At 69.5% G+C, this 20,736-nt stretch carries 19 protein-coding genes and 1 pseudogene; 5 read left to right on the forward strand and 15 right to left on the reverse strand.

Features of this window, described 5'->3' with window-relative positions:
- Positions 1-9: 9 nt before the first annotated feature.
- The 5 genes and pseudogenes from DEW08_RS24580 to hyfB form a co-directional block, all read right to left on the reverse strand.
- Positions 10-1,575, reverse strand: coding sequence for a hydrogenase large subunit (locus DEW08_RS24580; RefSeq protein WP_109332406.1), 1,566 nt, complete (start codon positions 1,573-1,575; stop codon positions 10-12).
- A 22-nt stretch (positions 1,576-1,597) separates the two neighbouring features.
- Positions 1,598-3,031 carry a hydrogenase 4 subunit F gene (locus DEW08_RS24585; protein ID WP_109332158.1) on the reverse strand — a complete coding sequence of 478 codons (1,434 nt, stop codon included), beginning with the start codon at positions 3,029-3,031 and terminating at the stop codon, positions 1,598-1,600.
- Positions 3,032-3,038: 7 nt separating this feature from the next.
- Positions 3,039-3,689: pseudogene (locus DEW08_RS32885) on the reverse strand (hydrogenase-4 component E); the annotation flags it as partial.
- Positions 3,635-4,639 (reverse strand): respiratory chain complex I subunit 1 family protein, encoded by a 1,005-nt coding sequence (locus DEW08_RS24595; protein WP_109332159.1) that lies wholly within the window; start codon positions 4,637-4,639, stop codon positions 3,635-3,637. The gene DEW08_RS24595 and the pseudogene DEW08_RS32885, both read right to left, overlap by 55 nt.
- On the reverse strand, positions 4,636-6,696 hold the full coding sequence (hyfB, locus tag DEW08_RS24600; protein WP_245986962.1) for a hydrogenase 4 subunit B: 2,061 nt from the start codon (positions 6,694-6,696) through the stop codon (positions 4,636-4,638). Before hyfB ends, DEW08_RS24595 begins: the two co-directional genes overlap by 4 nt.
- 791 nt (positions 6,697-7,487) lie before the next feature.
- On the opposite strand from hyfB, the gene DEW08_RS24605 reads away from it, so the two are divergent.
- Entirely contained in the window at positions 7,488-9,860 is a 2,373-nt protein-coding gene (locus tag DEW08_RS24605; protein WP_109332160.1) for a Tex family protein, read from the forward strand.
- A gap of 140 nt (positions 9,861-10,000) precedes the next feature.
- Here the strand turns inward: DEW08_RS24605 and DEW08_RS31365 are convergent, their stop codons facing one another.
- Positions 10,001-10,234 (reverse strand): hypothetical protein, encoded by a 234-nt coding sequence (locus tag DEW08_RS31365; protein WP_168220500.1) that lies wholly within the window; start codon positions 10,232-10,234, stop codon positions 10,001-10,003.
- Between DEW08_RS31365 and DEW08_RS31370 the strand changes: the two genes are divergently transcribed.
- Positions 10,142-11,077, forward strand: coding sequence for a diguanylate cyclase domain-containing protein (locus DEW08_RS31370; RefSeq protein WP_281262076.1), 936 nt, complete (start codon positions 10,142-10,144; stop codon positions 11,075-11,077). The two genes, DEW08_RS31365 and DEW08_RS31370, sit on opposite strands and share 93 nt — an antisense overlap.
- Positions 11,078-11,093: 16 nt before the next feature.
- On the forward strand, positions 11,094-11,735 hold the full coding sequence (locus DEW08_RS24615) for a LysE family translocator (protein WP_109332163.1): 642 nt from the start codon (positions 11,094-11,096) through the stop codon (positions 11,733-11,735).
- 4 nt (positions 11,736-11,739) lie between these two features.
- Here the strand turns inward: DEW08_RS24615 and DEW08_RS24620 are convergent, their stop codons facing one another.
- The 6 genes from DEW08_RS24620 to DEW08_RS24645 form a co-directional block, all read right to left on the reverse strand.
- A complete protein-coding gene (locus DEW08_RS24620; RefSeq protein WP_109332164.1) occupies positions 11,740-12,375 on the reverse strand; it encodes a LysE family translocator in 636 nt (211 codons plus the stop codon).
- 129 nt (positions 12,376-12,504) lie between these two features.
- Positions 12,505-12,855 (reverse strand): hypothetical protein, encoded by a 351-nt coding sequence (locus tag DEW08_RS32890; RefSeq protein WP_245986963.1) that lies wholly within the window; start codon positions 12,853-12,855, stop codon positions 12,505-12,507.
- Positions 12,856-12,885: 30 nt separating this feature from the next.
- The gene (locus DEW08_RS24630) at positions 12,886-13,188 is read right to left on the reverse strand and encodes a hypothetical protein (RefSeq protein WP_245986964.1); all 303 of its coding nucleotides are present in this window, start codon (positions 13,186-13,188) and stop codon (positions 12,886-12,888) included.
- A 34-nt stretch (positions 13,189-13,222) separates the two neighbouring features.
- On the reverse strand, positions 13,223-14,056 hold the full coding sequence (locus DEW08_RS24635) for a hypothetical protein (RefSeq protein WP_109332165.1): 834 nt from the start codon (positions 14,054-14,056) through the stop codon (positions 13,223-13,225).
- Complete coding sequence (locus DEW08_RS24640) at positions 14,053-15,021, reverse strand: YqaJ viral recombinase family protein (RefSeq protein WP_109332166.1); 969 nt, start codon at positions 15,019-15,021, stop codon at positions 14,053-14,055. Before DEW08_RS24640 ends, DEW08_RS24635 begins: the two co-directional genes overlap by 4 nt.
- Before the next feature lie 338 nt (positions 15,022-15,359).
- The gene (locus tag DEW08_RS24645) at positions 15,360-15,998 is read right to left on the reverse strand and encodes a hypothetical protein (RefSeq protein ID WP_109332167.1); all 639 of its coding nucleotides are present in this window, start codon (positions 15,996-15,998) and stop codon (positions 15,360-15,362) included.
- 214 nt (positions 15,999-16,212) lie between these two features.
- Between DEW08_RS24645 and DEW08_RS24650 the strand changes: the two genes are divergently transcribed.
- Together DEW08_RS24650 and DEW08_RS24655 are read left to right on the forward strand one after the other, a co-directional pair.
- A complete protein-coding gene (locus DEW08_RS24650; protein ID WP_109332171.1) occupies positions 16,213-16,533 on the forward strand; it encodes a heavy metal-binding domain-containing protein in 321 nt (106 codons plus the stop codon).
- A gap of 96 nt (positions 16,534-16,629) precedes the next feature.
- On the forward strand, positions 16,630-17,847 hold the full coding sequence (locus DEW08_RS24655) for an E22 family MetX-like putative esterase (protein WP_109332172.1): 1,218 nt from the start codon (positions 16,630-16,632) through the stop codon (positions 17,845-17,847).
- Positions 17,848-17,911: 64 nt separating this feature from the next.
- On the opposite strand, the gene DEW08_RS24660 is transcribed toward DEW08_RS24655, so the two are convergent.
- From DEW08_RS24660 to pelG, 3 genes are all read right to left on the reverse strand, one after another.
- Positions 17,912-18,757 (reverse strand): hypothetical protein, encoded by an 846-nt coding sequence (locus DEW08_RS24660; RefSeq protein WP_245986965.1) that lies wholly within the window; start codon positions 18,755-18,757, stop codon positions 17,912-17,914.
- A gap of 82 nt (positions 18,758-18,839) precedes the next feature.
- The gene (locus DEW08_RS24665; protein ID WP_245986966.1) at positions 18,840-19,316 is read right to left on the reverse strand and encodes a hypothetical protein; all 477 of its coding nucleotides are present in this window, start codon (positions 19,314-19,316) and stop codon (positions 18,840-18,842) included.
- A 40-nt stretch (positions 19,317-19,356) separates the two neighbouring features.
- A complete protein-coding gene (pelG, locus tag DEW08_RS24670; RefSeq protein ID WP_109332173.1) occupies positions 19,357-20,736 on the reverse strand; it encodes an exopolysaccharide Pel transporter PelG in 1,380 nt (459 codons plus the stop codon).

Consider the following 20,736-nt stretch of genomic DNA (forward strand, 5'->3'; position numbering starts at 1 on the left):
GCCAGCCCCCTAGAGGTCGTGCCCGGAGTAGGAGCAGTTGAAGGACTTGTTGCACAGCGGGAAGTCGGCGACGATGTTGCCCTCGATCGCCGCCTCCAGCAGCGGCCACTGGAACCAGGACGGGTCGCGGACGTGGCAGCGGTCGACGGTTCCGTCCGGCGCCACGCGGACCCAGGTCAGGATCTCGCCGCGGAAGCTCTCGACCAGCGCCATCCCCTCCCCGCCCCGCCCGTCCGGCAGCGCGGCGAGCGGCACCGGCGCGCTGCCGTCGAGCCCCTGCGGCGGTCCCGGCATGCGGTCCAGGATCTGTTCGACCAGCGACAACGACTGCTCGACCTCGCGGATGCGGATCCACACCCGCGCGTTCACGTCGCCCTCGGTCAGCACGGGGACCTGGAACTCCAGCCGGTGGTAGGGCGGATAGCCGGGCGACCGCCGGGCGTCGAGCCCGCGGCCGGACGCCCGCCCGACATGGCCGCCGGCCCCGAAGCGGCGGGCAAGCTCCGGACCGACGATGCCGGTGCCGACGGTGCGGTCCTGCAGCGAGGTCTTGCCGTCATAGACCGCGACCAGCGGCGGGACGCGGCGGCGCAGCTCGGCGACCAGCGCCCGCAGCGTCTCCACCCCGCCCGGCGCCAGATCCTGCCGCACCCCGCCGGGCACCACCCGGTCCATCATCAGCCGGTGGCCGAAGCAGGCGTCGGCCGCCCGCAGCACCGCCTCGCGCAGCCGCCCCAGCTCGGCCAGCAGGAAGGCGAAGGCAGCGTCGTTGCAGATCGCGCCGATGTCGCCGAGATGGTTGGCCAGCCGCTCCAGCTCAGCCATCAGCGCGCGCAGCCAGACCGCGCGCTCCGGAATCTCGACATCCAGCGCCGCCTCCACCGCGCGGGCGAAGGCCAGCGAATGCGCCACCGTGCTGTCGCCGGAGATGCGGGCCGCCAGCCTCGCCGCCTCGCCGGCCGGCCGGCCGCGCATCAGCCCCTCGATCCCCTTGTGGACATAGCCCAGCCGCTCCTCCAGCCGGACCACCGTCTCGCCGTTGGCGGTGAAGCGGAAATGGCCGGGCTCGATGATGCCGGCATGCACCGGGCCGACGGGAATCTGGTGCAACCCCTCGCCCTCGCTGGTCAGGAAGGGATAGGGCCGCGGTGGCTGCCCCGGTCCCGGCTCCGCCGCCAGCGGGCGCGCAACCTCCCACCGTCCGTGGTCGAGCCAGGGGCGGGTATCCTCCAGCCCCTCCGCCACCAGCCCGAACAGGTCGTGCGCCGCGCGCTCCAGCCGGATCGCGGCGGGGCGGGCGGCGGACAGGCTGGGAAAGCGGCCGTCCGGGCAGGGCAGGCTCACCACCGCCACCGCACCGCCGGCCTCGCCGTCCCCCTCGTCGCGCAGCGCCGCATGGACGCGGTCCGGCTCCCCCCACAGGCCGAGCAGGCCCCAGTCCGGCCGCTCGCGCAGCATCCCGGCCAGCGACAGCCAGCCGGCACGGTCGACGGTGTGGCGCGGCCAGGGGCGATGGTCCGCCACCGGCGCGCCGATCCGCTCCAGCACCTGCCGCAGCGACCGCTCCTCCGCCATGTCCTCCACCCGTTCCCCTCCCCTAGCCCAGCAGCGCCGCGACGCTGCGGAACCAGCCGACCAGCGGCTCCGGCAGCCACAGCCCGGCCAGCAGGACCAGCGCCAGATGGGCGTAGAGCGGCGCCAGCGAGCCATGCCCGCGCCCCCCGTCCGCCGCCGGCGCGCCGAAGCAGATCTGCTGCATCCGCAGCACCAGCGCGCCGAAGGCGACCAGCACTCCCAGCGACAGCGGCAGGGCCAGCAGCGGCTCCCGCGCGAAGGTGCTGCTGATCAGCAGGAACTCGCTCATGAAGACGCCGAAGGGCGGCAGTCCGGCGATGGCGGCCACCCCCAGCAGCAGACCCCAGCCGAGCGCCGGATGGCTGACCGTCAGCCCGCGGATGCCCTCCAGCCGCTGCGTCCCCGTCACCTGCACGGCATGGCCGACGCCGAAGAAGATCGCCGACTTGGTCAGGCTGTGCATCGCCATGTGCAGCAACCCGGCGAAGTTGCCGAGCGGCCCGCCGATCCCGAAGGCGAAGGTGACGATCCCCATATGCTCGATCGAGCTGTAGGCGAAGAAGCGCTTGATGTCGCGCCGCCGGTACAGCATCAGCCCGGCCAGCAGCAGCGACGACAGCCCCATCGCCATCATCAGCGGCCCCGGTGCGATCGCCGCCCCGTTGGCCGCCAGCAGCATCTTGAAGCGCAGCACGGCGTAGAGCGCCACGTTCAGCAGCAGTCCCGACAGCACGGCGGAGATCGGCGTCGGCCCCTCGGCATGGGCGTCCGGCAGCCAGGCGTGCAGCGGCGCCAGCCCGACCTTGGTGCCATAGCCGATCAGCAGGAAGACGAAGGCCAGGTTCAGGATGTCCGGGCTGACCTTCGGCACATGCTCCATCAGCGCGCTCCAGGTCATCGCCGGCAGCCCCGGCCCCATCACCGGCTGGGCGGCCATATAGATGAGGATCGTGCCGAACAGGGCGAGCGCGATGCCCACGCCGCACAGGATGAAGTACTTCCACGCCGCCTCGATGCTCTCCGCCGTGCGGTAGAGGCTGACCATCAGCACGGTCGTCAGCGTCGCGCCCTCCACCGCCACCCACAGGACGCCCAGGTTGTTGGCGGACAGCGCCAGCAGCATGGTGAACAGGAAGGCCTGGTACATGGCGTGGTAGAAGCGCAGCTTCAGCGGCGTCAGCCGCCCGGTCTCCACCTCGTGCCCGATGTACCCGGCGGAGAACACGCTGGTGGTCAGCCCGACGAAGGCGGTCAGCGCGATCAGCGTGATGTTGAAGCTGTCGACGATGAAATAGGCGCCGGCCGACGGCTCGGCCCCGAACAGGGCGAGCGAGGCGGCGAAGGTCACGGCACAGCAGGCGACGTTGATCCAGGCGCTGATCCGCCAGCCCGGCACCAGGGCCAGCAGCGCGGCGGACAGCAGCGGCGTCGCGACGATGACGGTCAGGGCGGTCAATCGCTCTCCCCCGGAATCGCTCGATCGCCTGCATGTCGAGCGTCTCGAACCGCTCGCGGATGTGGAACAGGAAGATTCCGAAGATGATGAAGGCGACCATGACCGAGAAGGCGACCGACATCTCCACCACCAGCGGCATGCCGGCGACGCCGACCGCCGCCAGGATCAGTCCGTTCTCGATGGACATGAAGCCGACCACCTGGCTGACCGCGTTGCGCCGCGAGATCATCATCAGCAGGCCGAGCAGCACGACCGACAGCGACAGCGCCAGATCCTCCCGCGTCAGCGCGCTGGAGTTCTCCGTCACCGGCAGCACCAGCAGGATCGACAGCGTCACCAGCGACACCCCGGCCAGCATGGTCAGGCCGATGCCCAGCGCCGGCTCGATCGTGCGGTGGATGTCCAGCTTCAGGATGATGCGGTGCAGCGCCACCGGGATGACCACCGCCTTCAGCACCAGCGTCAGCAGGGCGGTGACGTACAGGTGCGGCTCGTCATGGGCATAGGCCTGCCACGCCGCCGCCGCGGCGAGCGCCAGGGCCTGCCCGGTGAACATGTGCAGCAGCGAGAACAGCCGCCGCTGGTACAGCAGGGCGAAGCTCATCAGCAGCACCAGCGCGCCCAGGAGATGCGCGGCGTCATAGCCGATGTCCACCATTCACACCCCCGCGACACATAGAGGAAGATGGCGCCGAGCAGGCTGAGCAGCAGCGCCCCGCCGAGGAACTCGCCGACCCGGAACACCCGCATCTTGGCGACCGACGTCTCGAACAGGGCCAGCGCCGCGCCGGCGACCGCCATCTTGGCAACGAAGCTGACCAGCCCGCCCGGCACGCTGCCGTGGCTGCCCGTCGCCAGGCCCCAGGGCACGAAGACGCAGGCGATCAGCGCCACATAGAGCAGCAGCTTCAGCATGCTCGCCGCCTCGACCAGCGCCAGGTGCCGCCCCGAATACTCCAGCACCATCGCCTCGTGCACCATGGTCAGCTCCAGATGCGTGGCGGGGTTGTCGATGGGGATGCGGGCGTTCTCGGCGACCGCCACCATCACCAGCGCGATGAGGGCGAGCGCCAGAGACACGCGCAGCCCCACCGTGCCGGACATCATGAAGTCGGCGATCTCCGCCAGCGAGGTCGAACGCACCAGGATGGCGACCGAGAAGACCATCATCAGCATCGCCGGTTCGGCGAAGGCGGCGATCATCATCTCGCGCGACGAGCCGATCCCGCCGAAGGCCGTCCCCACGTCCATGCCGGCGAGCGCCAGGAAGAAGCGGGCGGAGCCCAGCAGCGCGATCAGCGCGATCAGGTCGGCGGTGGGGGCGAGGGCGAGCTGCGTGGTGAAGACCGGCACCAGCCCGGCCGCCAGCCAGATGGCGGTGAACATCATGTAGGGCACCGACCGGAACAGCCAGGAGGCGTTGTGCGCCAGCACCACCTCCTTGCGCAGCAGGCGCGACAGGTCGCGGTAGGGCTGCAGCAGCGAGGGTCCGCGCCGGCCGAGCAGCCGCGCCTTGACCAGCCGCACCCAGCCGGTCAGCAGCGGGGCGAGCGCCAGCACCAGCAGCATCTGCACGATCTGGTAGAGGATGGCGGCGAGCATGCTCATCGCTGGGTCACCGCCACGACGATCAGGACGAGGACCAGCGCCGCGAACATCAGCGTCAGATAGCGGCGGATGGTCATGTACTGCAGCCCGTTCACCCGCTGGGTCAGCCAGTCCACCGTCCGGCCGATCGGCGTGAAGACCAGCGCCCAGGCGGGGTCGGTCCACGAGACCGACAGCCGCGCCGGCCGCAGATCGCCCGGCTCCGGCATGTCGACCCTGTCGCGGGCATGGAAGACGGTGCCGCCGAAGGCGCGGCGGATCGGCTGGGCGAAGCTGGAGGCGCCGTACTGCGCCACGCCCTCCGGGTCCGGCGTCTCGAAGCCGCAGCCCCAGGCGATGGAGCGGCGCAGCTTGTCGCTCGCCCGGCGATGGATCGCCGCCACCAGCAGGACGGACAGCAGTCCGATCACCACCAGCATGATCAGGCCGTTGTAGGAATTGCCGATGGCCGAGGTCGGCGACAGCCAGAGCCAGGGCTGGTAGGCCCGGTCGTCGAAGGGGCCGGCCTCCACCATCAGCCGCACGGCCGGCTCGAACAGGCGCAGCAGCGGCGTCGGCAGCACGCCCAGCAGGATGCACAGCACCGCCGGCACCGCCATCCCGGCGCGCATCGCCGGCCCGACCTCCCCCGCCCCGCCGGCCTCGGCGGAACGCGGACGGCCGAGGAAGGCCGTGCCGTAGAAACGCACGAAGCAGGCGGCGGCCAGTGCCGTGGCGAGCGCCACGGCGGCGCCGACCACGGCGATGGCGATCTTCAGCGACCATTCCGGCAGGGCCGGCGCGTTCAGGATGGCCTGGAACAGCAGCCATTCGCCGACGAAGCCGTTCAGGGGCGGCAGCGCGGAGATGGCCGAGGCGCCGACCAGCGCCAGCACCGCCGTCTCCGGCATCCGGTGGATCAGCCCGCCCAGCCGGTTCAGGTCCCGCGTCCCCGTCGCCGTCAGGACGGCGCCCGCCACATAGAACAGCAGCGTCTTGAACAGCGAATGGTTCACGACGTGCAGCAGCCCGGCCGACAGGGCGAGCGCCGCGATCACCGGCGTGTGGCTGGCCTTGAAGACCAGCGCCAGCCCCAGCGCGATCACCACCGCCCCGATGTTCTCGATGGTCGAGCAGGCGAGCAGCCGCTTCACGTCGTCCTGCATCAGGGCGTAGAGCACGCCCATCACGGCGGTGACCGCCCCGGCCGCCATCATCACCCCGCCCCACCACCAGGCCGGTTCGCCCAGCAGGTCGAACAGGATGCGCACCATGGCGTAGATCGCCACCTTGGTCATCACCCCGGACATCAGGGCCGAGACATGGCTGGGTGCCGCCGGATGGGCGAGCGGCAGCCAGACATGCAGCGGGACCAGCCCGGCCTTCGATCCCGCCCCCAGCAGGACCAGCAGGACGACCAGCGCAACCTCCGCGTCGTCCGGCACATGGGCGCGGATCGCGGCGAAGCTGTAGTCGCCGGTCGGCCCGGCGAGAAGCCCGAAGGCCAGCAGCAGGCAGGCGGCGCCGAAGCTCGCCATGATCAGGTAGAGCCTCGCCGCCCGCGGCGTCTCCGGCTCGCGATGGGTGGACAGCACCAGCAGCCACGACGCCAGCGACATCGCCTCCCAGCCGACCAGGAAGCCGAAGGCGTCCCCCGCCACCAGGACGAGGTTCATCCCGGCCAGGAACAGGGGGAACAGCGGCAGCACCGGCCCCGGCGGGGCGTCGTGGCCGCCGTGATGGGCGCGCTCGTACCCCCAGCCGAACAGACTCGCGGTGACACCGCCGAAATTCACCACCAGCAGGAAGAAGGCGGACAGGGCATCCAGCCGCAGATGCAGCCCGATCCACGGCACCCCCATCGGCAGCAGCAGCTCCTGCGGCGGCGCGCGGCCGGCGAGCGCCAGGACCGCGGCCAGGACGGCGGCCCCGCACACCACGCCGGTTCCTCCATAGACCGCGGCGGAAATCCACGGCGCACGGCGTGCCGCAACCCCGACGGCTGCCAAGGCCACAAGGATCAGGATCGGGACTGTCATCAGGAACAAGGCGGGGAACCCGGCGGGGTTAATACCCATACATTGTAAGGATGTTCCCCGGCGGCATTGCAAGCGGAAATTCCATTGCCGACATAGTAAAATCCGAAGACAGCCATGCACGCGAATGCGGAAAAGAAAAAAGCGGCCCGCCGATAGTTCAGGCGAACCGCTTTGAGTTTGTTCGGGAGGAAACGCAACCAAGTTGCAAGGGCGTTTGTACGCCGAAGAAGGTTAACGCCGAGTAAAGCCGGTAGAAAAACTTCAAGCACATCCTTTTTTGCAAAGTCATACCTCTTCCGCGCATCCCGGCTCCAGCTTGGCAGCAGGCAATCGCACCGTCTGGGACGTGTCCCGCCAGTCCCGGCGCGTCCGTCTCCGCAGGGACTCTCCTCCCGGTTGCGCCCGATCCCTGCTGCGGGCGATGGACCGCCGTGGGGAGGTTGCAACAGCAGTCCATCCCTCTCCGGCGCGGGGCGTCCCGCCCGGCCCCGGATCGCCGGATCCGCCGTTTCCCCGCCGTTTCCTGCCGGACTTGCCCCGGCGATGGCGCCCCGTTACTGTGGGCTCATCATCGACAGACCTGTCACCGCTCGAAGGCCGCCGCCGCGCCTCTCCCCATTGTGCAGGCCGTGCACAACGGATGCACACGAACGGACGCAGTAACTCACTGTTTCTTCTAACGGAATCGCGGTTCTCACCATTGTGCGCCGGAAACACGCTGCACACTGCGCCCAATGCCGCCCGGCGCCCGACCGGGATGTGCGCTGGCGTCCGGCGCCGGTCGGGAGTATAGGGGCGGGCTCAGGTTCGCCAACGACGTCCAAGGTCCCATGCAGTCCATCGCCCGCCGTATCGCAGACGAGCTCTCGGTCCGCGAAGCCCAGGTCGCCGCCGCGGTCGCCCTTCTCGACGAAGGCTCGACGGTTCCCTTCATCGCGCGCTACCGCAAGGAGGCGACCGGCGGCCTCGACGATACGCAGCTCCGCACGCTGGAGGAGCGGCTGGGCTACCTGCGCGAACTTGAGGAGCGGCGCGAGTCGATCCTCGCCTCGATCGGCGAGCAGGGCAAGCTGACGCCGGAGCTGGAGCAGCAGATCCGGCAGGCCGACACCAAGACCCGGCTGGAGGACCTCTACCTCCCCTACAAGCAGAAGCGGCGCACCAAGGCGCAGATCGCGCGGGAGGCCGGGCTGGAGCCGCTGGCCGACCTGCTGCTGTCCGATCCCACCCGCAAGCCGGAGGCGGAGGCCGCCGCCTTCGTCGATCCCGACAGGCAGGTCGCCGACGTCAAGGCGGCGCTGGACGGCGCCCGCCACATCCTGGTGGAGCGCTTCGGCGAGGATGCCGAGCTGGTCGGCCGGCTGCGCGGCCTGATGGCCGACAAGGGCGTCGTCGCCTCCAAGGTGATCGACGGAAAGGCGGAGGAGGGCGCCAAGTTCTCCGACTACTTCGGCTTCTCGGAGGCCTGGGCCAAGGTCCCGTCGCACCGGGCGCTCGCCCTGTTCCGTGGCCGGGCGCAGGGCGTGCTCGACCTCCGGCTCGACTTGGCCGTGGATGACGGGCAACCCCACCCGGCGGAGACCGCCATCACCGCCCACACCGGAATCCGCGACCTCGGCCGGCCGGCCGACAAGTGGCTGTCCGACGTCGTCCGCTGGACCTGGAAGCTGAAGATCGGCCCGCACATCGAGACCGACCTGATGGGCAGCCTGCGGGAACGGGCGGAGGACGAGGCGATCCGCGTCTTCGCCCGCAACCTCCACGACCTGCTGCTGGCGGCGCCGGCCGGCCCGCGCGCCACCATCGGGCTCGACCCCGGCATCCGCACCGGCGTCAAGGTCGCGGTGGTCGATGCGACCGGCAAGCTGGTGGAGACCACCACCGTCTACCCGCATCCGCCGCGCAACGACTGGGACGGCTCCCTCGCCGTGCTGGCGGCCCTCGCCAAGCGCCACGGCGCAGAGCTGATCTCCATCGGCAACGGCACGGCCAGCCGCGAGACCGACAAGCTCGCCAGCGACCTGATGAAGCGCCATCCCGAGCTCGGCCTGACCAAGCTGGTGGTCAGCGAGGCCGGCGCCTCCGTCTACTCGGCGTCCGAGACGGCGGCGGCGGAGTTCCCGTCGCTCGACGTGTCGCTGCGCGGGGCGGTCTCCATCGCCCGCCGCCTGCAGGACCCGCTGGCCGAGCTGGTGAAGATCGAGCCGAAGTCGATCGGCGTCGGCCAGTACCAGCACGACGTCTCCGGCAGCAAGCTGGCACGCTCGCTGGACGCCGTGGTGGAGGACTGCGTGAACGCGGTGGGCGTCGACCTCAACACCGCCTCGGTCCCGCTGCTGACCCGCGTGTCGGGCCTCAACGAGACGATCGCCCGCAACATCGTGGAGTTCCGCGACCGCAACGGCGCCTTCCGCTCGCGCAGGCAGCTTCTCGACGTGCCGCGGCTGGGGCCGAAGACCTTCGAGCAGGCGGCGGGCTTCCTGCGCATCCGCGGCGGCGACAACCCGCTCGACACCTCCGCCGTCCACCCCGAAGCCTACCCGGTGGTCGAGCGCATCCTGAAGAAGACCGGCAGGGAGCTCGGCAGCGTCATCGGCGACGCCCGCTTCCTGCGCTCCCTCGCCCCGGACGAGTTCACCGACGAGCGGTTCGGCGTCCCGACCGTCGAGGACATCCTGAAGGAGCTGGAGAAGCCGGGCCGCGACCCGCGTCCGGAGTTCAAGACCGCCACCTTCAGGGACGGGGTCGAGGAGCTGAAGGACCTGCAGACCGGCATGGTGCTTGAGGGCGTGGTGACCAACGTCACCGCCTTCGGCGCCTTCGTCGATGTCGGCGTCCACCAGGACGGGCTGGTCCACATCTCCCAGCTCTCCAACAGTTTCGTGAAGGACCCGCATACGGTCGTGAAGGCCGGCGACGTGGTCAAGGTGAAGGTCCTGGAGGTCGACATCCCGCGCAAGCGCATCGCGCTGACGATGCGGATGGGCGAGCCCGCGGCGCGTGCTGCGGCCGGCGAGGCCGGCGGCCCCGCCCGCGGCGGCCGCGACGACCGCCGTCCGCCCGCGGCCGGAAAGGGGCCTGCCGGCAAGGGGCAGGCGGCGCCCAGGCAGAGCGCGCCCAAACAGCCGCCCAAGCCCGCCGAGCCGGTCAACAACGCCTTCGCCGAGGCCTTCGCCCGCGCCCAGGCGAGCAGGAAGCGCTGACCACCACCGGGGAGCGGTCCTTCCGGACCGCTCCGCTTCGCGAGGGCCATGGACGCGGCGCGGCGGACACGTTAGGGTTCCTGACGGTTGCCTGCCGACATGGACCGGATGAACTCGCCCACCCTCAAGATCGTCGTCGCTTACTGCGTCGCCGCCTCGCTCTGGGTGGTCGGGTCGGACCAGCTCATCGCCGCGGCCGGGCTGACCGGCGTGACGATCGGCCAGACGATGAAGGGGCTGCTGTTCGTCGGCTGCACCGCCATCCTGCTGTGCTGGGTGCTGTGGCGGGAGTTCTCCCTGCGCGAGGACGCGGAGGAGATGCTGCGCAGCACGCTGGGCCAGCTCCGCCAGTCGGAGTCCGACCTCCGCGCCATCGTCGACAATCTGCCCGACGCCTTCTACCGCACCGACCTCGCCGGCCGTGTCGTCATGGCCTCCCCCAGTTCGCCCGGGAGTTCGGCTTCGACCAGCGCGAGGTGCTGGGGATCCAGATCGCCGACTACTATGCCGAACCCGACGGCCGCTCGGCCTTCCTGGCGGCGCTGGAGCGCAACGGCGGCCAGGTCCGCCAGTACGAGGTGCCGATGCGCCGGCGCGACGGCACCGTCTTCTGGCTGTCGGTCAACGCGGTCTTCCGCCGCGACGACGGCGGCCGGCCGATCGGGATCGAAGGCATCGCCCGCAACATCACCGAGCAGCGGGCGACCTCGGAACGGCTGCGCCACCTCGCCGGCCACGACGCCCTGACCGGGCTGTGCAACCGGCTGCTGTTCGAGGACCGGCTGGACCACGCCATCGCCCGGGCGCGGCGCGACAACCGCAGCTTCGCCCTGCTCTTCCTCGACCTCGACGGCTTCAAGGAGATCAACGACAGCCACGGCCACCATGCCGGCGACGCCACCCTGACCCTGGTGGCGGAGCGGCTCGCCGCCGCGCTGCGCGACAGCGACACCGTCGCCCGCATGGGCGGTGACGAGTTCGCCGCCCTGCTGGAGGGGATCGGCAGCGCCGACGACGCCCTGACCGTCGCCCAGAAGCTGATCGAAACGGTGCGGGCGCCGCTGCCCGACCTGCCCTGCCGGGTCTCCACCAGCGTCGGCGTCGCTCTCTTCCCGCGCGACGGCGCCGACTCCGATGCGCTGCTGCGCAGCGCCGACCAGGCCATGTACCGTGCCAAGCGGCTCGGCAAGAACCGCTGCGAAGTCAACCCGTACTGAATTCCGGATCGTCCCGATGCTCTCCTACGACCTCGCCCACTGGTCGGCCTTCCTGACCGCCGCCGTGCTGCTGAACATCTCGCCCGGCCCCGACATGGCCTTCATCATGGGCCACACGGTGCGCGGCGGCACGCGCGCCGGCATGGCGGCCACCTTCGGGGTGTGGACCGGCGCCTTCGGCCATGTGGTGATGGCGGCACTCGGCCTGTCGGCGGTCATCGCCGCCTCGGCCACCGCCTTCGCGGTGGTGAAGTGGGTCGGCGTCGCCTATCTGCTGTGGATCGGCGTCCGGGCACTGCTGTCCAAAGGGGGCGGGCTTACCCTGGACGACGTGCCGTCCGGCGCGCGCGGCGACATCTGGTCGGTCTATCGCCAGGGTGTGCTGATCGACCTGCTGAACCCAAAGGCGGCGATCTTCTTCCTGGCCTTCCTGCCGCAGTTCGTGGTGGAGGGCGCCGGACCGGTCTGGGTGCAGCTCATGGTCCACGGGCTGCTGATCATCCTGGTCGCCATGTTCATCGAGCCGCCGCTGGTCCTCCTCGGCGACCGGCTGGTGGTGCGGCTGCGCGACAGCCGCCGGCTCGGCCTCTGGCTCGACCGGGCGCTGGGCTCGCTGCTCATCGCGCTCGGCCTCCGGCTGGCGGTGGAGGAGCGCTGACCGCTCACGACGGCCGCGCCGCATCCAGCACGAGCCGCAGCCCCAGCGCGCCGATGACCCCGGCCGCCACCCGGTCGATCCGGCTCTTCCAGCGCAGGTAGGCGGCGCGCGGACGTCCGGCGGAAAAGGCGAGCGCCACGGCCGCGTACCAGCCCGTCTCCAGCAGGAAGATCAAGGGCGGCAGGGCGAGGAACAGCCAGCCGGGCGGGTCCGGCGGCAGCAGCGCCGCGAAGACGCTGCCATAGACGATGGCGGTCTTGGGGTTGCTGACCTGGGTCATCAGCGCGAAGGAGAAGGCCCGGCCGGTTCCCGCCTCGCGCGGGATGCCACCCTCCCCCATGCTCAGCGGCTCCGACGCTCCCCGCCAGATCCGGACGGCGAGCCAGACGAGATAGGCGCCGCCCGCCAGCTTCAGCCCGGCATAGAGCCAGGAGACCTGGGAAAGGATGGCATGCAGTCCGGCGAGCGCCAGGCCGCCGAACAGCACTCCGCCCAGCCCCATGCCGACCGCCGACGCCAGCCCGGCCCGCCGCGACACCGCGACCGAGGTGCGGGCCACCAGCACGAAGCTCGGCCCCGGGCTGACCACCCCGACCGCCAGCGCGCCGAGGATCCCCGCCAGTGCCAGTACCGCATCCATTCCGCCACCCCTCCTCCTCCGGTTGATGCGGATGCAAGACTACACCTCTGCCGCACAAACAAAAGGCCCCCCGTCCACGGGGTGGGCGAGGGGCCAAGGGCTGGCGACGGCCGGGACTTGCGGGGGAAGCTACTCCGCCGCCACCAGCATCGGCATGTCGGCGTGCTGCCGGCCGGTCCGCCGCCGCGCCGCCTTTTCCGGCGCGGGGTCCGGATCCAGTCCCAGCGTCCGCCCGACCTCTTCGAGCGTCGGGCGGCGGGCGTAGGCCGCGACATAGCGGTCCAGCGCCGCCAGGCACTCCGCGAGGCTCCCGGACCCGACGGCCCGGCAATCCTCGAAGGCATGGGGCTCGGGGCGGAACCAGTGCGTGATGTAGCACTCCTCCCGCCCGTCGAGACTGAGGGTGAGGGCGAAGCGGCCCTCGTTCCCGATCCGGGCGTGTGCCGCACGCAGCCGGGCCTGGACCTCCTCGATGGTCATGGTTGTTCGTCCTTCTGCAGGCCGGCCGCGTCAGGCGGCGGCCAGATTTCTACCCGTGCGTTCCAACCTCCTGGCCCACTCGGCGTCACGCGCCAGCGACTCGATCAGCGCGCGGGCCGGGCCTGCGGAGTCCGCCGGGGTGTCGGGGCGGAGCAGGCCGGCCAGCCTCATCGCCAGCGTCTCGGCCTCCGCCTCCACCCAGCGGGCATAGCGGCGGTGGCGCTCCTCCTCGTTCCAGTACCAGCGGGGGAGCTGGGCGTGGCTGCGCTCCATCTCGCCTTCCCAGGCGCTCATGCGGAACAGGCCGCTGGGCGAGCGTTCGGGGTCCGGCATGGTCTCACCTCCCGCGTGATGCGGGGAAAGGGGGTCAGGCCGCCTCGCGGTCGTCCCCGTCCTCCTCGCGCTTGAGAATCTCGGCCTTCTTCTGGGCGAACAGGCCGGTGATGCGATGCTGGGCGGCGCGGTCGACCGTACCGATCTCCCGCAGGCGGGTGCCGACGCCGGCCCGCCAGACCTCCTCCAGATCGTCGAGGTCGAGGCAGGCGGACAGGCGCTGCTTCACCTCGGCCTCGAACGCCTCGATGGCATCCGGCTGCAGGGCCGGATTGGACTTGGCGGCATAGAAGGCCTCCGACTCCTCCCGGTACTTGCTGTCGTCGAACTGGCCCATGTAGACGTCGGCGGCGAGCCCGATCTGCAGCAGGCACTTCCCCACCGCATCCGTCATCGACATCTTGAAGCACTCGTCGTCCGGCGCCTCGATCCCATTGCGGCGGCGGACCATCTCGGTCCCGCCCCACTGCGGGCCGGTGAAGCACTTCTCCCTGGTCTCGGGGTCGATGTACCAGACGCGGGCGCAGATGAAGATCATCCGCTCGGCGATCGTCCAGTCGAGCTGCTCGTAGCCCCAGCCCTTGCCGACCGGCCCGAACACCTCCGTCATCATCTGGAACCGCCAGGTCGGGTCGATCTGGGTGCCGCGGAAACCGCCGGAGCGGGTGAAGGGCTTGGTCGCCTTGGGGTCCGTCCGCTTCAGCCGGTTCCACAGGAACATGGTGTCGATGCGCCGCGTCTCGGGCTCGGGCTGGGCGGTCGCCTTGCCGCTCTCGGTCTTGCTGGAGGCGGTCTTCGCAGAAGCGGCCGGAGAGGTGGGGGTCTCCACCGTCTCGGTGTCCGGAACAACGGTGTCGCTCTTGCTCATTCGTCCCATCGGTCGGGTCCTCTTTCCTCGATCGTTTCAGCTCTCCCCTCACCCCAACCGGAGGCGAGAACCGCCTCCAGGCTGAGGTCAGCGCAAAGCTCGGCGTGCGCCGGCGCCCAATCCTCGGCATCCTGCAGCGCCCGCCGCGGCGGCTGCCCGTAGCGCAGGCTGAGACGCCCCTCGCGATCCCGCGACAGCCATACGCCCTGCCCCGGCCCGTCGCCGGCGACGAAGGCAACGCGCGCATCGTCGGGCATCAACCCCTTCAGCGCCTGCTCCGCCTCCCTCACCGCCAGGGCGGCATCCCGCTGGTCCATCAGCAGGGCCGCCAGGCTGGCGAAGCGGTTATGCCGCGCCATGTCCACCACCCGCCGCGTCTCGTAGCGCGGAGCGTCGAGCGGCAGCGGATCGCTCGGTTCCACATCGTTGACGACGTGCCACCAGAAGGCCGACAGCGTCTCGACCAGCCGGTCGACGTCGCCCTCCGCCCGCTCGACCCGAACCAGCGAATGCCCGGTCGGCCGCAGGATCGACAGCAGCCCCAGCCGCAGCCCCATCACCGCGAGCTGGTGCTGGAGCTGCCAATGGTAGCGGCGGGCGAGGTCGGCATCGGCCTGGAACCCGCCGGTGAACTTCGCCTCGACAACCACATCGGGAGCGACCACATCATCCGTCCCCCAGGTCAGGAAGTCGGGATGGGCCACCATCCAGTCATGCGCCGGATGGACGTAGGTCCGGTCCGCCGCGATGCAGGGCCGGCCGGTGGCCCGCTCCACGAAACGGGGGTGCAGGGGCTCGGTCGCGATCCCGATCTGCACCGCCGCCACATAATCGAGGTTTGCCGCGTCCGCCCGTCCGGTCTTCTCGCGCCACAGCGTCACCCAGTCGCCGGCCATGATGCGGGTGGCGTCCGAAGACCCGATCCGCCCCGCCCGCAGGGCACGTTGCGCGTCCGAAATCGCCATCTGAGCCCGCTGCCGTCCCCGGTTGTTTCAGTGCGTTCCCACAAGCTCGCTGCGCTTTCGCAGCCTAACCAGCGACACAAAGCGGCTGGACCCTGAATATGGGCTGCGAACACGCATGATTCAAGAACAAAAAGAGAACCTTGAGCGCAACCATAAGGTCGCGCAGCATCCGCTGCCGCTAAAGCGTCAGAAGCAGCGAAGACACCCATGAAAGCGGCTGCCGGTTCAGGCGATCAGTTCACGACACACTCAGGAAATCTGGGCGGATTTTTCAAGACTATACTTGAGTGTATACAGGTACTAATCTGAGAAACAGCCGAGGTTTTCCTAAAATGCATCTATGAGCCCCGCAGCGCCCGCACCACATGCACCGCCACTCCGGCGACGACGGCACGCTCGATCAGCGTCGGATGGCAATCGGGATCGGTGGACACCGGAAGAAGCTGCGGCGGATGGAAGCGGTAGCCGCAGACCGAGCCGTCCCCCACCGTCACGACCACGTCCCCCACCTGCGGCGTCACGACGTCGGTCGGCTCCACCACCACCCGGTCCTGCGGCAGGACACCGGCGGCGTTCAGGCTGCGCGAGGCGATGCGCAGCGCGAAGGCGCGGCGGGAGGCCCGTGCTGCGACCGCCACCGTCTCTGCCCCGTCGCGCAGCAGTCCGGCCAGGAACGCCTCGCCGGCACGGCGGCCAAGCTCCAGGAAACGGTGCACCTGATCATTGTCGAGCACGGGCACCCGTCCGACCGGCGGACAGGGACCGTCGTCCAGGAAGCGCGGCTCAGACCCGGCGATGCGGGCGAGCCTGCCCAGGGTATCGGCGCTCGGCAGGCTGCCGAAGACGGGATCGCGCAGGAACCGCGTGAGGTTGGTGGCGGTGACGCCGGCCATCCGGGCCCAGGCGCCGGCGCTCCAGCCATGCGCCTCCATCACCCCGGTCATCCAGCGCAGTAGCGCCCGCCGCGTATCGTCCATGATGCCTCTCCGCTCGGCCCGGACGGTCGCTCCGGATTGCCGCCCGCACCATGATAGGAGAACGTTGACGGAACGTGCATGGGTTCATCGCATCTGACGCGCATTCGACACGGATCTCATGCGATTTCGCAGTAGCGGGCTGGGCGGGAGGGGGGCTTGAACCACCTCCCGTCCCGGCCATGTACAAGCTTCCGCAAGCGTGGAGGCAACCGTCATGATCATCACGACCACCGACTCGATCGAAGGCCGCCGGGTCACCCAGTATCTCGGCATGGTCGCCGGGGAGGCGATTCTCGGCGTCAATGTGTTCCGCGACATGTTCTCCTCGATCCGCGACATCGTCGGTGGCCGGGCCGGCGGCTATCAGAGCGCCCTGCGCGACGCACGCGAAGCGGCCTTCGCCGACCTCACCGCGGCGGCCCAGGCGCTGGGCGCCGATGCAGTGATCGGTGTCGACGTCGACTATGAAGTGCTCGGCAAGGAAAACGGGATGCTGATGGTGTCGGTCAACGGCACGGCCGTCCGTCTCGGTTGAGGGCCGGGGGCCATCCGTAAGGGGCACGCCGTGCCGCTGGACAGGGGGCGGACGAGCCGTACACTGTCCGCGCATAGAACAATCGGGGGGAACATCATGCGCGGAGTGTCTAGCCGCCTCGGCCGTCTGGCCGCAGCGGCCGTCCTTTCCCTTGGGACCATGGGGGCGGTGGCGGCCAGCCCGGCGCTGGCCCTGGACGGGCTTGTCGAGAAGAAGGTCTTCGAGATGCCGTCCTACACCACCACCGGCGGCGGAACGATCAAGAACGTCCGCATCGGCTGGGAAAGCTACGGCAAGCTGAACGAGGCGAAGGACAACGTCATCCTGGTCGCCCATTTCTTCAGCGGAACCAGCCATGCCGCCGGAAAGTACAAGGCGGACGACGCCGCACCCGGCTATTGGGATTCGATCGTCGGTCCGGGCAAGCCGCTGGACACCGACAAGTACTTCATCATCAGTTCGGACACGCTGGTGAACCTGTCGGCCAAGGACCCGACGGTCGTCACCACCGGTCCCGCCAGCATCAACCCCGACACCGGCAAGCCCTACGGCATGAGCTTCCCGGTCGTCACCATCCGCGACTTCGTGAATGTCCAGAAGGCCCTGCTCGACAGCCTCGGCATCAAGTCACTGCAGGCGGTGATGGGTGGGTCCATGGGCTCGCTGCAGGCGCTGGAGTGGGCCGCTTCCTACCCCGACATGGTCAAGCGGGTCGTCGCCGTCATCGGCGGACCGGAAGCCGATCCCTTCCTGATCGGCTGGCTGAACCTGTGGGCGGCTCCCATCAAGGTCGACCCGAACTGGAACAACGGCGACTATTATGGCAAGGCGGAGCCCAAGGCGGGCCTGACCGAGGCGCTGAAGGTCGTCACGCTGCACGCCCGCCATTGGAAGTGGGCCGACGCCGCCTTCGGCCGCAAATGGGCCGAGGAAGGCAAGGACCCGCGCGCCGCGATGAACAACCAGTTCGCCATAGAGGCATGGCTGGACAAGGCCGCCGCCGCCCGTGCCGCCGTCAGCGACGCCAACCACTTCCTCTATCTCGTCAAGGCCAGCCAGACCTTCGTGACCGGCAACGGCAACTCTCTGGAAGACGGCCTCGCCAAGATCAAGGTTCCGGTGCTGCTGATCCCGTCGGACGACGACCTCGTCTTCCCGCCGGAGCGCGCCATGCGCCCCCTGAAGGAACGGCTGGAGAAGCAGGGCGTGGCGGTGGAGTACACGGACTCCATCACCAGCACGCTCGGCCATCTCGACGGGGTGGCCAACATCGCCAAGGCCGGCGACACCATCACCAAGTTCCTTGCCAGATAGGCCCGGGGCTCACGCCCTTCCCCCGGCAACGGGAGAAGGGCGCCGCCCAACCCGCCGGCCAGGATCACAGAGCCCACTCGTGCTCCTGCCGCCGGGCCTGGATGGCCTCCGCCTCCGGCGGGACGAGGCGGCCCGGCCAGGCGTTCCAGTCGCGCCACAGCTCCTCCATGTAGGGCGACAGTTCCAGCGCCGCGATGGTGCCGAGCAGCGTGACGATGTAACCCATCGGCAACTTGTCCCGGTCGCTCTTCAGGCGGAGGCTCCAGTCGGCCGGCTGGTCTCCGGCGCCGACCATCGCCTTCACCTGCGGCCAGTGCAGCAGGCCGATGAAGGACAGCCCCATCAGCGGCAGCATTTCGAGAAAACTGTGCACGTGCTGCTCGATCGGCGTGACGTCGCGCCGGCTGACGGCATAGCTGACGTCCCACAGCGCCGTTGCCTCGTGCACCAGGAAGGAACCGGCCATCAGCGCCAGGACCGGCGGATTGATCTCCAGGAACAGCGCGGCCAGCGTCGGGATGCCCATTTCGGTCAACTGCGCGAGATGCAGCAGCGTCTCCTTGGTGCCGGTCGTTTCCTCGATATGGGTCGCACGGTGGCAGTACCAGTCGGCCAGCCCGGCCGCCAGCCACATCGGCACGATGTAATAGAGCAGGAAGTTGCGCGTCAGCTCGTGGATGTCGTGCTGCGACAGGCCGTTCCCGACCTGTCCCGTCCGCACCTGCACCATCCCCGATCGGGAGACCGGCGGCAGAGCGAGTGCCGCCGAACGGGCCGGAGCCCAGGCGCCGGGACCGGGCGGCACGCGGTGGCTGCGGCGATCTTCCACCGGCCGGCGCCGTCGCATCAGCGCCCCGGCGCCGAGAGCCACCGCGGCGACGGATACGGTGGCGAACAGGAATCCTCTCATGGGAACCGTCCCGGATGGTTGATGGTCCCCGTTCAACACCGCCGATGCCGCTTCCGCTCCCCGCGCTTGGAGAGGCCCGGGCCTATGGCCCGATATAGTGCGGCATCAGCTTCGCCTGATCGCCGACATAGACGACGCATCGGCTGTCCTGGCCATGGAAGAAGTAGGTCTTGCCGGGCTTCGCCTGCTTTTGCGGATCGTCCAGGTTGGCCCCGCCGGAGAAGGCGACGCCGTACCGCCGCTTCGGCGTGGCGGCCCAGTAGTATCCGTCGATCTTCTGCCCGAAGGCACCGCGCTGACACAGACGGGACAGCGTATGGTCGATGGTCGCCATGCCTTCCAGCCCCATCGGCAGGCTGTAGACGGCTTGACTCTCCGTGCGCCGCGGGCGCCAGGGAAGCGACTCCTGCGGTGCATAGGTGCGGAACGGTGCACGAAGATGGTCGGGAGAGGTGCGCTCCACCCCCAGCACGTCGGCCGACCGCGCCGGCCCCTGCGGCGCCAGCACGGTCGCCGTGGCCAGCCCGACCAGGAATCTCCGAAGACGCCGGTCCACCATCTGCCTCCGTTCCTCCGGCCATCCTGACACCCCTGGGGCGTCAGCGCACCGACGGGTTGTTGGCGACGAAGGCAAAATATGGCAGTCGCCGCACGGCATCCGCCACCATCAGATAGGCGACGGCGAAGGCGATGAGCGAGGCCAGGAAATAGCCATAGCCGTACCAGGCGAAGCCCAGGTCGCTGAAGGCCAGGGTGAAGCCGGCATTCAGAAACAGATACAGCACCTGGACGGCGAGATTGCGGCGTCGCAAGTCGAAGTAGGCGAGGATCACCGTGCAGAACAGGAACAGCACCTGGAAGAAGGCGCCGAGCGCGCCGAAGCGGAACATGCCGATCTGCTGATACTGCAGGCCGAGCGCCCCGACGATTCCCGGCGCCAGGAAGATGCTGACGGCGGAGACGGCCCCCTGCAGGATGATCAGGTTGCGGGCGCTTTCCATCAGGGCCGCCACGATGTCCCGGTGGTTCCGGGCGATCTGGTCGTAGGTCGCGTGACTCTGGATATCGCGGTAGAAAGCCTGGTAGCGCTCGAAGAACCGCGTCTCGATGTTGACGGTGAACAGGGTCAGAGCCGGCAGGATGGTAAGATAGGCCACGAACATGGCGCTGTCGTAGGCCGAGTAGATCACCATCGCACCGCTGACGACCTCGCGTTCCGGACAGAACCACATGATCCACTTGTCCGACCAGACGGCCAGATTGGCCGTCAGTCCGATCAGCGCGAGGTCCCAATAGCGGCGGAAATAGTCGAGGAAAGCGAACAGCCTGGATACACGGTAGGGATACTCGGCGAACACCCGGGCGATCAGTCCGAACTGGATCACGGCAAGCCCGAGCGAGAATCCGAAGACCATTCCCGCCGGCCCGGTCCACGCCCCGAGCACGGCCGCCGCGACCAGGCCGATCGCCATGCCGGCCGCGAAGGCCACCGTCACCGCCACATAATCCTTCAGTGCCGACAGGAAGATCGACACCACCCAGATGCCGCCGACCAGCAGGAAATTCACCAGCCCGCCGGCCATCATCGCCACCGGCAGGCCGCTGAACAGCAGATAGAACGGCCCGGCCGTCAGCATCGAGGCCCCGTAGGAGAGGCCGAGCGTCGCCAAAAGCATGCCCGGCGCCACGTCCACCTGACGGGCGTAGATGGCGTCCGCCAGATAGCGCGTGGCGACCATCACCAGCGGCCCGGTCAGCACGGCGGAGAAGCAGAAATTGTAGATGATGACGACGCGGAAGCGCCTCAGTTCCTCCGCCCCGACCAGATCGCCGCCGATCAGGTTGATCGCGGCGAGCGCCAGGATGGTGAACATCCAGGGGCCGGAGGTGATGAAGGCCGAATGGGCGTATCCCTGCAGGATGCCCAGCAGGTCGTCCCGCCGGGCCAGCTTGCGCAGGGCGAATCCGATTCCGGCCAT

The organism is Azospirillum thermophilum (assembly GCF_003130795.1).
In the GTDB taxonomy this organism is placed as follows: Bacteria; Pseudomonadota; Alphaproteobacteria; order Azospirillales; family Azospirillaceae; genus Azospirillum; species Azospirillum thermophilum.

Bases quoted from the DNA above. Each gene is read 5' to 3' on its own strand.
- DEW08_RS24650 (WP_109332171.1), top strand. From the start codon at position 16,213: ATGATCATCACGACCACCGACTCGATCGAAGGCCGCCGGGTCACCCAG.
- hyfB (WP_245986962.1), bottom strand. From the start codon at position 6,696: ATGGGTATTAACCCCGCCGGGTTCCCCGCCTTGTTCCTGATGACAGTC.
- DEW08_RS24665 (WP_245986966.1), bottom strand. From the start codon at position 19,316: ATGGTGGACCGGCGTCTTCGGAGATTCCTGGTCGGGCTGGCCACGGCG.
- DEW08_RS24635 (WP_109332165.1), bottom strand. From the start codon at position 14,056: ATGAGCAAGAGCGACACCGTTGTTCCGGACACCGAGACGGTGGAGACC.
- DEW08_RS24620 (WP_109332164.1), bottom strand. From the start codon at position 12,375: ATGGATGCGGTACTGGCACTGGCGGGGATCCTCGGCGCGCTGGCGGTC.
- DEW08_RS24660 (WP_245986965.1), bottom strand. From the start codon at position 18,757: ATGAGAGGATTCCTGTTCGCCACCGTATCCGTCGCCGCGGTGGCTCTC.
- DEW08_RS24645 (WP_109332167.1), bottom strand. From the start codon at position 15,998: ATGGACGATACGCGGCGGGCGCTACTGCGCTGGATGACCGGGGTGATG.
- DEW08_RS24605 (WP_109332160.1), top strand. From the start codon at position 7,488: ATGCAGTCCATCGCCCGCCGTATCGCAGACGAGCTCTCGGTCCGCGAA.
- DEW08_RS32890 (WP_245986963.1), bottom strand. From the start codon at position 12,855: ATGACCATCGAGGAGGTCCAGGCCCGGCTGCGTGCGGCACACGCCCGG.
- DEW08_RS24615 (WP_109332163.1), top strand. From the start codon at position 11,094: ATGCTCTCCTACGACCTCGCCCACTGGTCGGCCTTCCTGACCGCCGCC.
- pelG (WP_109332173.1), bottom strand. From the start codon at position 20,736: ATGGCCGGAATCGGATTCGCCCTGCGCAAGCTGGCCCGGCGGGACGAC.
- DEW08_RS24640 (WP_109332166.1), bottom strand. From the start codon at position 15,021: ATGGCGATTTCGGACGCGCAACGTGCCCTGCGGGCGGGGCGGATCGGG.
- DEW08_RS24580 (WP_109332406.1), bottom strand. From the start codon at position 1,575: ATGGCGGAGGAGCGGTCGCTGCGGCAGGTGCTGGAGCGGATCGGCGCG.
- DEW08_RS24595 (WP_109332159.1), bottom strand. From the start codon at position 4,639: ATGAGCATGCTCGCCGCCATCCTCTACCAGATCGTGCAGATGCTGCTG.
- DEW08_RS31365 (WP_168220500.1), bottom strand. From the start codon at position 10,234: ATGGCGCGGAGGTCGGACTCCGACTGGCGGAGCTGGCCCAGCGTGCTG.
- DEW08_RS24630 (WP_245986964.1), bottom strand. From the start codon at position 13,188: ATGCCGGACCCCGAACGCTCGCCCAGCGGCCTGTTCCGCATGAGCGCC.
- DEW08_RS24655 (WP_109332172.1), top strand. From the start codon at position 16,630: ATGCGCGGAGTGTCTAGCCGCCTCGGCCGTCTGGCCGCAGCGGCCGTC.